The following is a 14,655-nucleotide window of genomic DNA, read 5'->3' as shown; positions in this document are numbered from 1 at the left end:
CAACAACGGAGACAGGAATGGACAAGCAATATTTCGACTACGTCATCGTCGGCGCGGGTTCGGCCGGCTGCGTGCTGGCGGCACGGCTGACGCAAGACCCCGACGTGACGGTGTGCCTGCTCGAAGCGGGCGGCCCCGACAGCAGCGTGTTGATCCACGCGCCGGCCGGGCTGGTGGCGATGGTGCCGACCAAGATCAACAACTACGCTTATCAAACCGTGCCCCAGCCGGGCCTGAACGGCCGCCGCGGCTACCAGCCGCGCGGCAAGACGCTGGGCGGCAGCAGCTCGATCAACGCCATGCTCTACGTGCGCGGCCACCGCTGGGACTACGATCACTGGCGCGCGCTGGGCAACCAGGGCTGGTCGTACGACGACGTGCTGCCTTTCTTTAAACAGGCCGAGAACCACGAACTGGGCGAGGGCTACGACCAGTGGCACGGACGCGGCGGCCCGCTCAATGTGTGCTACCCGCGCCATGCGAGCCCGCTCAACCAGATGTTCATCGACGCCGCCGCGACCCAGGGCATCGCCTACACGGCCGACTACAACGGCGCCGAGCAGGATGGCGCGTTCATGTACCAGGCCACCCACCGCGACGGCGAACGCTGCAGCGCGGCCAAGGGCTACCTGACGCCGAACCTGTCGCGCCCCAACCTGACCGTGATCACCCACGCCGTCTCGTCGCGCATCCTGTGCGAAGGGCGGGCGGCCAAGGGCGTGGCCTACATCCGCGACAACGTGCTGCATGAAGCCCATGCGCGGCGCGAGGTGGTCGTGTCGGCCGGCGCGTTCGGCTCGCCGCAGTTGCTGATGTTGTCCGGCATCGGCCCCGCCGCCCACTGCGCATCGCACGGCATCGCCGTGGTGAACGACCTGCCGGGCGTGGGCTGCAACCTGCAGGACCATATCGACTACGTGCAGGGCTGGCGTCTGCCCAGCGATACCGAGAGCTTCGGCGTCTCGCTGCGCGGCACCGCCAAGCTGGCGGCCGCCATGCTCGAATGGCGCCGTCACCGCAAGGGCATGGTGGCCAGCATGATCGCGGAGGCGGGCGCGTTCTTCCGCTCCAGCCCCGAGCTGCCGGCGCCGGACCTGCAGCTGGTGTTCGTGCTGGCCATGGTGGACGACCATGCGCGCAAGACCCACCTCGGCCATGGCATGTCGTGCCACGTGGACGTGCTGCGTCCCCACAGCCGCGGCAGCGTCACCTTGCGTGACAACGATCCCCGTTCGGCGCCCGTGATCGACCCGCGCTTCCTGTCCGACCCGCGCGACCTGGAGGTGCTGGTCAAGGGCGCCAGGGTGCAGCAGGCCATCATGGAGTCGGCGCCGTTCGACGCGGTGCGCGGCGCGATGCTGTACCCGGTGGCCGCCGGCGACACGGCGGCGCTGATCGCCGACATCCGCGCCCGCGCCGACACCCAATACCACCCGGTGGGCACCTGCAAGATGGGGCCGGCCGACGACGACATGGCCGTCGTGGACGCGCGCCTGCGGGTGCGCGGCATGGCCGGCCTGCGTGTGGTCGACGCCTCCATCATGCCCACCGTCATAGGCGGTAACACCAATGCGCCCACCATCATGATCGCGGAAAAAGCGGCGCAGATGATCATCGCCGACGCCCATGTCCACGCCGGCACCCGCAACGCAGCCTGATTCCCCCCCAACCGAAGGAAGACCCACCATGGCATACACCGCCCGCCTCACGGCGCTGGCGCTGGCCGTCTGCACCCTGCAGGCCAGCGCAACGACCCCACCGCAACCGGCCAGCCGCATCACGGCCGCCGCCAACCAGGCCTTTGGCGCCGGCCTGCCGCTGGCCGACCGCCAGGATTTCGAGGAAGCCACGCGCGGCCTGGTGGCCGCCATGCCCGACGCGCCGTACAAGGACGCCAACGGCAACGTGATCTGGCAGCCGCATGAATTCGACTTCATCCAGGGCGCGGCCCCGGCCAGCGTCAATCCCAGCCTGTGGCGCATGGAGACGCTCAACAACGCGCACGGCCTGTACAAGGTCAGCGACGGCATCTACCAATTGCGCGGCTTCGACATCTCCAACATGACCCTGATCGAAGGGAAGACCGGCTGGATCATCGTCGACCCGCTGGTGAGCGCGGAGATGGCGCGCGCCGGCCTGGAGTTCGCGCAGCAGAAGCTGGGCCGCCGCCCCGTGGCCGCCGTCATCTACACCCACGGCCACGCCGACCACTTCGGCGGCGTGCGCGGTGTGCTCAGCGAGGCCGATCTTGCGGCCGGCAAGGCGCGCCTGATCGCGCCGGACGGCTTCATGGAAACGGCCGTGGCCGAGAACGTCCTGGCCGGCAACGCCATGGCGCGCCGCGCCCACTACCATTTCGGCATGCCGCTGGACGCCGGCCCGCTGGGCAACGTGGGCACGGGTCTGGGCAAGAAGGTCTCGACCGGCACCATCGGCCTGATCGCGCCCACCGACACGGTGAGCAGGACGGGGCAGACCATGGATATCGACGGCGTGCGCTTCGTGTTCCAGCTGGCGAACGGCTCCGAGGCGCCGGCCGAGATGACGTTCTATCTGCCCGAGCGCCACGCGCTGTGCCTGGCCGAGGTGGTCACGGCCAATATGCACAACATCTACACGCCGCGCGGGGCCCGCATGCGCGACGCGCTGGGCTGGAGCAAGTACATCAACCAGATGCTGGACCTGTTCCCTGACGCGGAAGTGGGCTTCCGCAGCCACCACTGGCCCGTGTGGGGCAAGGACCGCCTGCGCCAGCAACTGGCCAACCACCGCGACATGTACCGCTTCCTCAACGACCAGGCGCTGAACCTGGCCAACCGCGGCGTGCCGTTCGACGAGATCGGCGACGCCGGCTTCTTCCCCAAGGGCTTGAAGACGGATTTCTCCACCCATGGCTACTACGGCACCCTGAGCCACAACCTGCGCGCCGTGGTCGATTACTACCTGGGCTGGTATGACGGCAATCCGGCCACGCTGAATCCATTGACGGGCAAGACCCGCGCGCAGCACTACGTGGCGGCGATGGGCGGCGCGGCGGCGGTGCTCAAGCAGGCCAGGGCCGGCTACGCGGCCGGCGACTACCGCTGGGTGGCCGAGATGCTCAACCACCTGGTGAAGGCCGACCCGGAGAACAAGGCTGCCCGCCTGCTGCAAGCTTCCACGCTGGAGCAACTGGGCTACCAGTCCGAATCGGCGATCTGGCGCAATGAGTACCTGACGGGCGCACAGGAACTGCGCAATGGCCTCAAGCCGCTGCACGTGTCCACCCAGGGGCCGGACCTCACGCGCTCCATGTCGGTCGAGATGATCTTCGACTTCCTGGCCGTGCGCCTGAACCATGAGAAGGCCGACGGCCTGCGCCTGGGCGTCAACATCGCCTTCACGGACACCAAGGAGAACTACGCGCTGGAGCTGTCGAACTCCGTGCTCAACAACACCCGTGGCCGCGTGCTGGCCCAGCCCGACGCCGCGCTCACGCTGAGCCGGGACGCGTTGTTCAAGATGCTGTTGGCGAAAGTGCCGCTGGCGCAGCTGGTGCAGGCGGGCGAGGTCAAGCTGGAAGGGGACCCGAAGGCGCTGGCCCGGTTGTTCGGCAATTTCGACCAGTTCGACCCGCTGTTCCCCATCGTCACGCGCTGACGGGTGTCGCAGCGATGCCCGCCGCCAGGGCGGGCACTTGATTCCAATAACAACATCAGGGAGACAAGATGCACAAGCAGCAAAAGAGAAGATCCACGGCGCGCCCCACGGCGCTGGCCGTCGCCTGCCGCGCGGCGCTGGCCACGATGGCGCTGGCGGCCGCGCACGGCGCGCGGGCGGACAGCTTCACGCTCGATAACGGGGTGGAAGGGCGCTGGTCGCTCAACGCCAGCATGGGCGCGAGCTGGCGCGCCGCCGGCCGCGATCCGGCGCTGGTGTCGGGCGCCAACGGCGGCGCGCCCGGCGTGGGCAACGGCCATGACGACGGCAACCTGAATTTCAACAAGGGCACGGCGTATGCGAGCGGCCCCAAGGCGATCGGCGAATTGCAGCTCAAGCGCGACAACCTGGGCCTGTTCGTGCGGGCCAACGCCTGGTACGACTACACCCTCAGCGAAAAGGGCGTGGCGCACGGCAGTTTCAACAACGGCTATGTGCCGGGCGCGAAGCTGAGCGACCAGGGCTTCTACGCCAACACGGGCTTCTCCGGCGCCGCGCTGGCCGACGCCTATGTGTTCGGTGAGTTCGATGTGGGCGGCAAGCCGCTCAACGTCAAATTGGGCAACCAGGTGGTGAACTGGGGCGAGAGCGCCTTCATCCCCGGCATCAACGCCATGGGCGCGTTCGACCTGACGGCCGCGCACCGGCCCGGCGCCCAGGTCAAGGAGATCCTGCGGCCGCTGCCGCAGGTGACGGCCAACCTCGGGCTGGGCGATGGCGTGTCGGTCGAGGCGTTCTACCAGCTCAAATGGGAGCACACCATATTCGACGGCTGCGGCACCTACTGGTCGCTGGTCGATTCGCTCAACTGCCCCGGCGGCGCCGTGGTGTTCGGCGATGCGCTCGGCAACGACCAGAGGCAGTACAACGGCGTGCCCGTGCTGGCCGCCCTGCCGCCGGCGCTGCTGAACGCCGTTGGCGCCGGCGGGCTGGCCACCGTGCCGTTCAACTTCAGGCTGGGCCGCGCGCCCGATGCGACGCCGAAGAACAGCGGCCAGTTCGGCCTGTCCTCGCACGTGTTCGTCGACGCCGTGAGCACCGATTTCGGCTTCTACTTCGCCAACTACCATGCGCGCACGCCGGTGCTGTCGGCGTCCCACACGCCGTCGCCGGCACCGTCGCTGTATTCGGGCCAGTACGCGGCGCAACTGACGGCGCTGTCCAAGGTGTTGGGCGGCATGGGGCAGGCCGCCGCCGCGAAGCAGATCGGCATGCTGGGCGCGTTCCCCGGCGTGGAGCTGGCATGGGACTACAGCGCCACCAACATCCAGTCGCTGGCCGTGTCGGCCGCGACGGAGCTGGGCGGCGTCTCCGTGTTCGGCGAGGCCAGCCACACGCATGGTGTGCCGGTACAGATCAACGCGCCCGATCTGGTGGTGGGCAGTGTCCTGGGGATCGGCCCGCAGGCCGCGCTGGCGCGCTGGGCGCGGGACCCCGCCGTCGCGCAGGGCAGCATCGCCCATGGCTACGATTTGAAGAACAAGGACCAGATCCAGGTGTCGGCCTTGAAGCTGTTCGGACCCGTGCTGGGCGCCAGCAGCGCCAGCGTGCTGGGCGAGATCGGCTTCCAGCACTGGAGCGGCATCGGCGACCCGGCCACCTCCACCCGCTACGGGCGCGGCTTCCTGTACGGCTTCGGCCCGACGGCGGCGCTCGGCGGCACCTGCGCCGGCCTGAACGGCTACGCGCCGTACTGCGAGAACCAGGGCTACGCGACCACCAGCGCCTGGGGCTACCGGCTGCAGGGCGAGCTGACCTTCAGCGACGTGTACGCGGGCATCAACCTCAAGCCCAAGCTGTTCTGGTCGCACGACGTGAAGGGCTACTCGGCCGACGGCACCTTCGTCCAGGACCGCCAGGCGCTGGGCGCCACGCTGCGCGCCGACTACAACAACCGCTATTACGCGGAACTGGGCTACACGCGCTACAACAAGAACGCCAAATACGACCTGCTGCACGACCGGGACAATTATTCCGTCGTCGTCGGCGTCAATTTCTAAGGGAGACAGCATGAGAACGATGAACAAACTGGCGCTCGCGGCCGCCGTGGCGCTGGCGGCCAACGCCTGGGCCGGCATGCCGGCGGCCGACGTGGCGCGGTTGGGCAAGGACCTGACCCCGATGGGCGCGGAGAAGGCGGGCAGCAAGGACGGCCTGATTCCGGCATGGGATGGCGGCCTGGTGAAGGCGCCGGCCGGCTTCGACGCCAAGGCCGGCTATCTCGATCCCTATGCGAACGAGAAGCCGCTGTACACCGTCACGGCCGCCAACGTGGAGCACTATCAGGACAAGCTGGCGCCGGGCCAGATGGCGATGCTCAAGCGCTTCCCCGGCTACAAACTCAACGTCTACCCCAGCCACCGCACGGCCGGCTATCCGCAGGCCGTGTACGACAGCATCAAGGCCGAAGCGGCCAAGGCGGAACTGGCGCCGGGCGGCAACGGGGTGCTCAACGTGGCCCGTTCGACCGTGCCGTTCCCGCAACCGAAGACAGGCGTGGAAGTGGTGTGGAACCACATCATGCGCTACCGGGGCGGCAGCGTGCAGCGCTACAGCGCCGAGTTCCCCGTGCAGGCCAGCGGCGCCTTCACGCCCGTGACCCGCACCGAGACGCTGGCCTTCGCCAACGCCATGGACAAGCCGGAGCCGAACCGCCTGCTGTACTACATGGGCGCCATCACCGGCCCCTCCAGCGTGGCGGGCGAGGCGCTGCTGGTGGTCGACCCCATCGACCAGGTGAAGGAATCGCGTCTCGCGTGGATGTACAACCCCGGCCAGCGCCGCGTGCTGCGCGCGCCCGACGTGGCCTACGACACGCCCGGCTCCGGCTCCGACGGCCTGCGCACGACCGACGATTATGACGGCTTCAACGGCTCGCCCGACCGCTACGACTGGAAGCTGATCGGCAAGAAGGAGATGATCGTCTCCTACAACAACTTCAAGCTGACCAGCAAGAGCCTGAAGTACAGCGACATCGTGCGCCCCGGCCACCTGAACCAGGACCTGGTGCGCTACGAGCCGCACCGCGTGTGGGTGGTGGAGGCCACGCTCAAGCCGGGCAAGCGCCACGTGTACGCCAAGCGCGTGTTCTACATCGACGAGGACAGCTGGCAGATCGCCCACGCCGACGCCTACGATGGCAGGGGCGAACTGTGGCGCGTGCACGAGATCGACGCGATCCAGTTCTACGACGCGCCCACGCCATGGTTCGCGGCCGAGGTGTTCTACGACCTGCAGGCGCGCCGCTATCTGGTCACGGGACTGGGCAACCAGGAGAAGCCGGCCCGGTTCGGCGCCCGACTGGGTGCCGGCAACTTCACGCCCGACACGCTGCGCCGCAGTAGCAACTAAACAAGCAATCAACGTCAGCGCCACGCGCACACGGAACTCGCAGCGAGTCTCCTTACGCCCGCCTCCGCCGCCAGTGGGAGTCGGGCGTCTTTTTGCCCGGCGCGGCACCACCGCAACACAAGAAGGACAGTCCAATGAAGCAGCATCTGCGCAATCTCTGGCGCGCCGCCCCGCCGGCCATGCGCGTCGTCGCGCCCACGGCCCTCTGCCTGGCCGCCGTATTCGTCGTCCCGCTGGCCGCGCCGGCGCTGGCCGATCCCCTGGCCACGCCCGCGCGCAGCTCCGCGCTCGCGGCCCACTCGCTGATGCTGGCGCTGGCCCCGGCCGGCGCGCGGCTGGTGGCGGCCGGCGAACGGGGCATCGTGATCGTCTCGGACGACGACGGCGTCACCTGGCGCCAGGCCAGGGTGCCGGTGGGCGTGACGCTGACGGCCATGGACTTCGCCGACAGCGAGCATGGCGTGGCCGTCGGCCATGACGGTGTGCTGCTGACCACGCGCGACGCCGGCCTGAGCTGGGAGAAGCGCCTCGATGGCAGCCAGATCAACGCCATGATGCAGGCCGACGCCGAGCAGGCCGCCGCGCGCGCCCGCGCGGCGCTGGCGGGCGCGCGCGCGGACCGGACCAAGGCCGCGCAGGCGGCCGTCGAACAGGCCGACAACGCCGTGCAGGACGCGCGCGAGGCGGCCAAATCCGGCCCCTCGCGCCCGCTGCTGGCGGTGTGGTTCAAGACCCCCACGCTGGGCTGGGCCGTCGGCTCCTACGGCCAGGCCTTGCGCACGCGCGACGGCGGCGCCCACTGGGAGTCGATCGCCGGCCGCATCCCCAATCCGGAAGGGCTGCACTACAACGCCATCGGTCACGGCGCCGACGGCAGCCTGTATCTGGCGGGGGAGGGCGGCAAGGTCTATCGCTCAAGCGACGATGGCGATAGCTGGCGTGTGGCGGACAGTGGCTACAAGGGCCAGTTGTACGGCGTGGCCGAGACGGCGCCCGGCACGCTGCTGGCCTACGGTTTCGGTGGCCACGTGCTGCGCAGCGCCGACGCCGGCGCCACCTGGCAGGAACTGCCCCGCCTGGGCGACAAGAGCCTGATCGGCGCGGCGCAGGACAACGGCGCGCTGCTGCTGGCGGCGCGCGACGGCACGCTGTACCGCAGCGCGGATCAGGGCCGCAGCTTCGCCATGCAGGCGCCGGCGCGCGGCCTGGAACTGGCCGCCGTCGCGCTGCGCGGCCGCACCCTGGCGCTGGCCGGCATGGGCGGCGTCCACCTGTCCGCCTACCCCAATTCGAAGTGAAGACCATGAACCTGAACGACAAATCCTCCCCGGCCGCCGGCGACGAAACCGGCGGCCACGACCAGCCCGGCATGCTGGAACGCACCCTCGAACGGCGCCTGTTCGCCTGGCGCCTGCCCATCCTGATCCTGTTCCTGCTGGCGAGCGTGCTGTTCGGCTGGCAGGCGTCCCGGCTGAAGCCGGACGCCAGTTTCCAGAAGATGGTGCCGGCCTCGCATCCCTTCATCGCCAACTACCTGAAATACGAGGCCGAGTTGCGCCCGCTCGGCAACGTGGTGCGCATCGCGGTCGAGACGCAGGGCAAGGACATCTACAGCCGCGAATATCTGGAGACCCTGCGCCGCATCACCGACGAGGTGTTCTACATCCCCGGCGTGGACCGGGGCAACCTGAAGTCGCTGTGGACACCCAACGTGCTGTGGATGGAGGTCACGGAGGCCGGCATGGTGGGCGGCCAGATCATCCCGCAGGGCTTCGACGGCTCGCCCGAAAAAATCGCCGAGGTGCGCACCAACGTGGCCCGCTCCGGCCGCATCGGCAGCCTGGTGGCGGCCGACCAGCGTTCCAGCATCGTGCTGGTGCCGCTGCTGGAGAAGGACCCGGACACCGGCGCCAAGCTCGATTACGGCCAGTTGTCGCAGCGGCTGGAGAAGCTGGTGCGCGACAAGTACGGCAAGGATGGCGTGCGCGTCCACATCACCGGCTTCGCGAAGGTGGTCGGTGACCTTATCGATGGGGCGCGCGCCATCGGCCTGTTCTTCGCCATCACCTTCGCGCTCACGGTGGTGCTGCTGCTGTGGTATTCGCGCTGCTGGCGCAGCACGCTGGCCACCGTGTTCTGTTGCGGCCTGGCCGTGCTGTGGCAACTCGGCATCGTGCACCTGATCGGTTTCGGGCTCGATCCGTATTCGATCCTGGTGCCGTTCCTCACGTTCGCCATCGGCGTCTCGCACGCGGTCCAGAACATCAACACCATGGCCGTCGCGCGCCTGTCGGGCGCCTCCAACATGGAGACCGCCCGGCTCACGTTCCGCCAGCTGTTCATTCCGGGCAGCGTGGCCCTGCTGTGCGACGCGGTCGGCTTCTCGACCCTGCTCGTGATCGACATCGGCGTGATCCGGGAACTGGCCATCTCGGCCTCCATCGGCGTGGGCGTCATCATCCTCACCAAGATGTTCCTGCTGCCGATACTGATGTCCTACGTGGGCGTGTCCGACGCCTGCCTGCGCCACCAGGCCCGCAAGCAGGCCGGCAAGCACCGTATCGCCCGCGCTCTGGCCCGCTGCGCCGAGCCGCGCTTCGCCCGTATGGCCGTCGCCTTCGCGCTGCTGGTGCTGGGCGTGGCGTGGACCATGAGCCGCGACCTGAAGATCGGCGACCTCGATCCGGGCGCGCCCGAGCTGCGCGCCGAGTCGCGCTACAACCGCGACAGCGCCTACATCAGCGGCCATTACGCCACCAGCGCCGACGTGTTCGTGGTGATGGTGAAGACGGCCCCCGGCGAATGCGGCTCCTATCCGGTGGCCGACAAGGTGGACCGCTTCCAGTGGGAGATGGAGAACCTGCCGGGGGTGGAGTCCACCACCTCGCTGTTCAGCGGCATGAAGAAGATCATCGCCGGCTCCAACGGCGGCGATCTGCGCTGGCACGCGCTGTCGCGCAACCGCTACGTGTCGAACGCGGCCCAGCGCGTGCTGCCGTCCGAGTTGTATTCCAACGACTGCTCGATGGTTCCGGTGATGGTCTTCCTGGCCGACCACAAGGCCGAAACGCTGGCCCGCGTGGTGCAGGCGGCCCAGTCGTTCGCGGCCGCCAACGACGACCAGACGGCCCGCTTCACGCTGGCCGGCGGCAATGCCGGGATCGACGCTGCCACCAATATCGTCATCGCGCAGGCGCAGACCGAGATGCTGGTGCTGGTGTACGCGATCGTCGCGCTGCTGGTGTGGTGGGAGTTCCGCTCGTGGCGGGTGGCCGTGTGCATCATGCTGCCGTTGTATATCACGTCGGCGCTGTGCGAGGCCATCATGGCCCGGCTGGGATTGGGCGTCAAGGTGGCCACGCTGCCGGTGATCGCGCTGGGCATCGGCATCGGCGTGGACTACGGCATCTACATCTACAACCGGCTGCAGCATTTCCTGGACCGGGGGCTGGACCTGAAGGCGGCCTATTTCGAGACGCTCAAGGGCACCGGCGCCGCCGTGGCGTTGACCGGCGTGACGCTGGCGCTGGGCGTGTTGACCTGGGTCTGGTCCGACATCAAGTTCCAGGCCGACATGGGCTTGCTGCTCACCTTCATGTTCCTGTGGAATATGGTGGGCGCCATCATCATGATTCCCGCGTTGGCGGCATTGATTGTGCGGCCGGCCGGCAGGCAGCCGGCGGCCAAGCCGGCGGCGCGGGCGCGCGGCCATGGCTAGCGGCGGCGCCAGCGGCGCGCGGCCGGGCCGCGCCCCGGGCCCGGTCAAAGGCATCGATCTGACCGTGCTGCGCATGATGGCCGCGCTGCGGTCGGGCGGCCAGACGTTCCACCGCATCGCCGCTTGCCTCAACGGCTGCGGCGTCGTCTCGCCACTGGGCGGGCGCTGGTACGCCGCCAGCGTGCGCCAGGTGCTGATGCGCAATCTGGCGCTATAAGGGGCGGCTTGGCCGGTGCCGGCCCCGTGTGGATTCCCTTCGATTTCCGCTTCTGCTTTCTTCTATTTTCTTCGGCAAGGGCCGGTTTTCCAGAATCCGGGCAAAGCAGGAAAAAGCAGAGAAAAATAGAAGGCAAAGCAGAAGGTTCCCCACATGGGGCTGCAGCGGGCCACGGCATCCCTACCTCCCTCCCGCCGTGCCGCTACGGCCGCTTGCCGTTTCGCCGATGTTGTTTCCGGCTGTTGTTTTCTAACTCCCCTCCAAGTCATGATCGCCGCAAAAAGTGCGCCGCGCCGGCCGCCGATTGCGGTATCTTTACATAAATAAATTAAATGCTCTGATTCAAAAATGATCAAAAGTGCAATGACAGGAGACTTAGATGACGCAGTACCAGATCGAACAAAGCTATGCCCGCGGCCACACCGACAAGCCGCTGATCGAGCAAACCATCGGTGATTATTTCGACACCATCGTAGCGCGCCATCCTGACGCCGAGGCGCTGGTCAGCCTGCACCAGCAGCGCCGCTACACCTACCGCGAATTGCAGACCGAAGTGAACCGGCTGGCCAGCGCGTTGCTGGACGCCGGGCTGGCCACGGGCGACCGCGTCGCCATCTGGTCGCACAACAACGTGGAATGGGTGCTGATGCAGCTGGCCACGGCGCGCCTGGGCCTGATCCTCGTGAACATCAACCCGGCCTACCGCGTGGCGGAGCTGGAATATGCGCTCAACAAGGTGGGCTGCAAGGCGCTGGTCAGCATGGCGCGCTTCAAGACCAGCGACTACCTGGCCATGATCCGCGAGCTGGCGCCCGAACTGGCCGGCGCCGCGCCGGGCGCGCTGCGTTGCGCGCGCCTGCCGGACCTGCGCACCGTGGCTTGGATAGACGAGGAGGGCGCCGGCGCCGAGGAACCGGGCATGCTGCGCTTTTCCGCGCTGCTGGCGCGCGGCCAGGCGGACGACGCGCGCGTGCGCGAGGCCGCGGCCGGCGTGCGGCCGACGCAAGCGATCAACATCCAGTTCACCAGCGGCACCACGGGCTTCCCGAAGGGCGCCACGCTGACCCACCGCAACATCCTCAACAACGGCTTCTTCGTCGGCGAGGCGATGAAGCTGACGGAGCGCGACCGCCTGTGCATCCCGGTGCCGCTGTACCATTGCTTCGGCATGGTGCTGGGCAACCTGGCCAGCCTCACGCATGGCGCCTGCATCGTCTATCCGAGCAGCGGTTTTGAACCGCTGGCCGTGCTGCAGGCCGTGCAGGACGAGCGCTGCACGGTGCTGCACGGCGTGCCCACCATGTTCATCGCCGAACTCGATCATCCGCGCTTTGGCGAGTTCGACCTGTCCACGCTGCGCACCGGCATCATGGCCGGCTCGCCGTGCCCGGTCGAGGTGATGAAGCGGGTGGTGGGCGACATGCACATGACCGAGGTGACGATCGCCTACGGCATGACGGAGACCAGCCCGGTGAGCTGCCAGAGCGGCACCGACACGCCGCTGGCGATGCGCGTGTCCACGGTGGGCATGGTGCGCGACCATCTGGAGGTGCAGATCGTGGATCCGGACACGGGCGCCGTCACGGCGCGCAACCAGCCGGGCGAATTGTGCACGCGCGGCTACTCGGTGATGCAGGGCTACTGGGGCGACGAGGCCCAGACCCGCGAAGCCATCGACGCCGACGGCTGGATGCACACTGGCGACCTGGCCACCATGAACGAGGAAGGCTACGTCAACATCGTGGGCCGCATCAAGGACATGGTGATCCGCGGCGGCGAGAACATCTACCCGCGCGAGATCGAGGAATTCCTGTATCGCCACCCGGCCGTGCAGGATGTGCAGGTGGTGGGCGTGCCGGACACGAAATACGGCGAGGAGCTGTGCGCCTGGATCATCGTCAAGCCCGGCCAGAGCCTGACGGAGGAGGGCGTGCGCAAGTTCTGCGAAGGGCAGATCGCCTACCACAAGGTGCCGCGCCACATCCGCTTCGTCGAGGAGTTCCCGATGACGATCACGGGCAAGATCCAGAAGTTCAAGATCCGCGACCTGATGAAGCAGGAACTGGGCGTGCAGGAGGCCAAGACCGCCTGACCCATAAGGGGAGCTCGAAAAACCACAAATTTGTCGTTCCCGCCTGCGCGGGAACGACGGTATTTTGAGGTTCTCTTATGCAGCGACTACCGGGGCGTTCTTCGGCCGCAAGCGGTAGCCGATGGCCAGCGCGATCAGCCACACGGGCAGCAGATACACGGACAGCCGCAGGTCCGGCGTCAGATACATCACCACCAGGATGGCGGCCAGGAAGGCCAGGCACAGGTAGTTGGTGAGCGGGTAGCCCAGGCTGCGGAACGCGGTCGCCTGGCCGGCCACGCGCTTCTGCGCGCGGAAGCGCAGGTGGATCCAGCTGATCATGCCCCAGTTGATGATCAGCGCCGACACCACCAGTCCCATCAGCACTCCGAACGCCTTGCCCGGCATGAAGTAGTTGACGGCCACGCAGGCGCCCGTGGCCATGGCCGACACGCCCAGCGCGGCCAGCGGCACGCCGCGCCGGTTCACCTTGAGCAGCATGCGCGGCGCGTTGCCTTGCTGGGCCAGACCGTACAGCATGCGGGTGTTGCAGTACACGCCGCTGTTGTACACCGACAGCGCGGCCGTCAGCACCACGGCGTTGAGCGCGTCGGCCACCAGGTTGCTGTTCAGCGCGTGGAAGATCAGCACGAACGGGCTGCCGCCGCTCACCACCTTCTGCCACGGGTACAGCGACAGCAGGATGCCGAGCGCGCCGATATAGAAGATCAGGATGCGGTAGATGGCCTGGTTGGTGGCCCTGGGGATGGTGACGGACGGGTTGTCCGCCTCGGCCGCCGTGATGCCCACCAGTTCCAGCCCGCCGAACGAGAACATGATGACGGCCATGGCCATCACCAGCCCGCCCACGCCGTTGGGGAGGAAGCCGCCGTGCCGCCACAGGTTGGCCACGCTGGCCTCGGGGCCGGCGCCGCCCGACAGCAGCAGCCAGCCGCCGTAGCCTATCATGCCGACGATGGCCGCCACCTTGATGATGGCGAACCAGAATTCCATCTCGCCGAACGCCTTCACGTTGCTCAGGCTGATCGCATTGATGATCAGGAAGAAGGCCAGCGCCGACACCCACGTGGGGATGCCCGGCCACCAGTACTGCACGTAGATGCCCACGGCCGACAGCTCGGCCATGCTGACCAGCACATACAGCACCCAGTAATTCCAGCCCGACATGAAGCCGGCCTGGTGGCCGCAGTATTTGTCGGCGAAATAGCTGAACGAGCCGGCCACCGGCTCGTCTACCACCATCTCGCCCAGCTGGCGCATGATGAGGAAGGCGATGAAGCCGGCGACGGCGTAACCGAGCAGCACGGACGGCCCGGCCATCTTGATGGTCTGCGCGATGCCCAGGAACAGCCCGGTGCCTATCGCCCCGCCCAGCGCGATCAGCTGGATGTGGCGGCTCTTCAATCCGCGTTTGAGTTCGTTCTGCTCACCTGACATCTTCTCTCCTGGTGTCGTTGCGCGGCCGGAAGCCGGCGGGTTGCCGGCCGGGCCGCAAAACCCGACGATTCTCGCACAGCCGGCCATTGCTCGCAAAGCAAGAACTACGGGGCCGGGCCGGACCGCGCCTGGGCGCGTGCC

9 protein-coding genes are annotated in these 14,655 nt (G+C 67.9%); 8 read left to right on the top strand and 1 reads right to left on the bottom strand.

What is annotated here, in order from left to right:
• Window positions 1-17 precede the first annotated feature (17 nt).
• From AC1RQG_RS15710 to AC1RQG_RS15675, 8 genes are all read left to right on the top strand, one after another.
• Window positions 18-1,658, top strand: coding sequence for a GMC family oxidoreductase (locus AC1RQG_RS15710; RefSeq protein ID WP_493132945.1), 1,641 nt, complete (start codon window positions 18-20; stop codon window positions 1,656-1,658).
• 28 nt (window positions 1,659-1,686) lie between these two features.
• Complete coding sequence (locus AC1RQG_RS15705) at window positions 1,687-3,639, top strand: alkyl/aryl-sulfatase (protein ID WP_493132944.1); 1,953 nt, start codon at window positions 1,687-1,689, stop codon at window positions 3,637-3,639.
• A gap of 68 nt (window positions 3,640-3,707) precedes the next feature.
• Window positions 3,708-5,699 (top strand): DUF1302 domain-containing protein, encoded by a 1,992-nt coding sequence (locus AC1RQG_RS15700; RefSeq protein WP_493132943.1) that lies wholly within the window; start codon window positions 3,708-3,710, stop codon window positions 5,697-5,699.
• A 10-nt stretch (window positions 5,700-5,709) separates the two neighbouring features.
• Window positions 5,710-7,050, top strand: a complete 1,341-nt coding sequence (locus tag AC1RQG_RS15695; protein ID WP_493132942.1) for a DUF1329 domain-containing protein — start codon at window positions 5,710-5,712, stop codon at window positions 7,048-7,050.
• Window positions 7,051-7,184: 134 nt separating this feature from the next.
• Entirely contained in the window at window positions 7,185-8,348 is a 1,164-nt protein-coding gene (locus AC1RQG_RS15690; protein WP_493132941.1) for a WD40/YVTN/BNR-like repeat-containing protein, read from the top strand.
• Window positions 8,349-8,353: 5 nt separating this feature from the next.
• Window positions 8,354-10,768, top strand: coding sequence for an efflux RND transporter permease subunit (locus tag AC1RQG_RS15685; protein WP_493132940.1), 2,415 nt, complete (start codon window positions 8,354-8,356; stop codon window positions 10,766-10,768).
• The gene (locus AC1RQG_RS15680) at window positions 10,761-10,985 is read left to right on the top strand and encodes a hypothetical protein (protein WP_493132939.1); all 225 of its coding nucleotides are present in this window, start codon (window positions 10,761-10,763) and stop codon (window positions 10,983-10,985) included. Before AC1RQG_RS15685 ends, AC1RQG_RS15680 begins: the two co-directional genes overlap by 8 nt.
• A gap of 379 nt (window positions 10,986-11,364) precedes the next feature.
• Window positions 11,365-13,077 (top strand): AMP-binding protein, encoded by a 1,713-nt coding sequence (locus AC1RQG_RS15675; RefSeq protein ID WP_493132938.1) that lies wholly within the window; start codon window positions 11,365-11,367, stop codon window positions 13,075-13,077.
• Between the two features lie 75 nt (window positions 13,078-13,152).
• On the opposite strand, the gene AC1RQG_RS15670 is transcribed toward AC1RQG_RS15675, so the two are convergent.
• On the bottom strand, window positions 13,153-14,514 hold the full coding sequence (locus AC1RQG_RS15670; protein WP_493132937.1) for an amino acid permease: 1,362 nt from the start codon (window positions 14,512-14,514) through the stop codon (window positions 13,153-13,155).
• Between the last annotated feature and the right edge of the window lie 141 nt (window positions 14,515-14,655).

Source organism: Rugamonas sp. GW822-FHT03B10 (assembly GCF_058801745.1).
The sequence above is the reverse complement of the archived record's forward strand: the minus strand, read 5'-3'. Positions and strand labels throughout refer to the sequence as shown.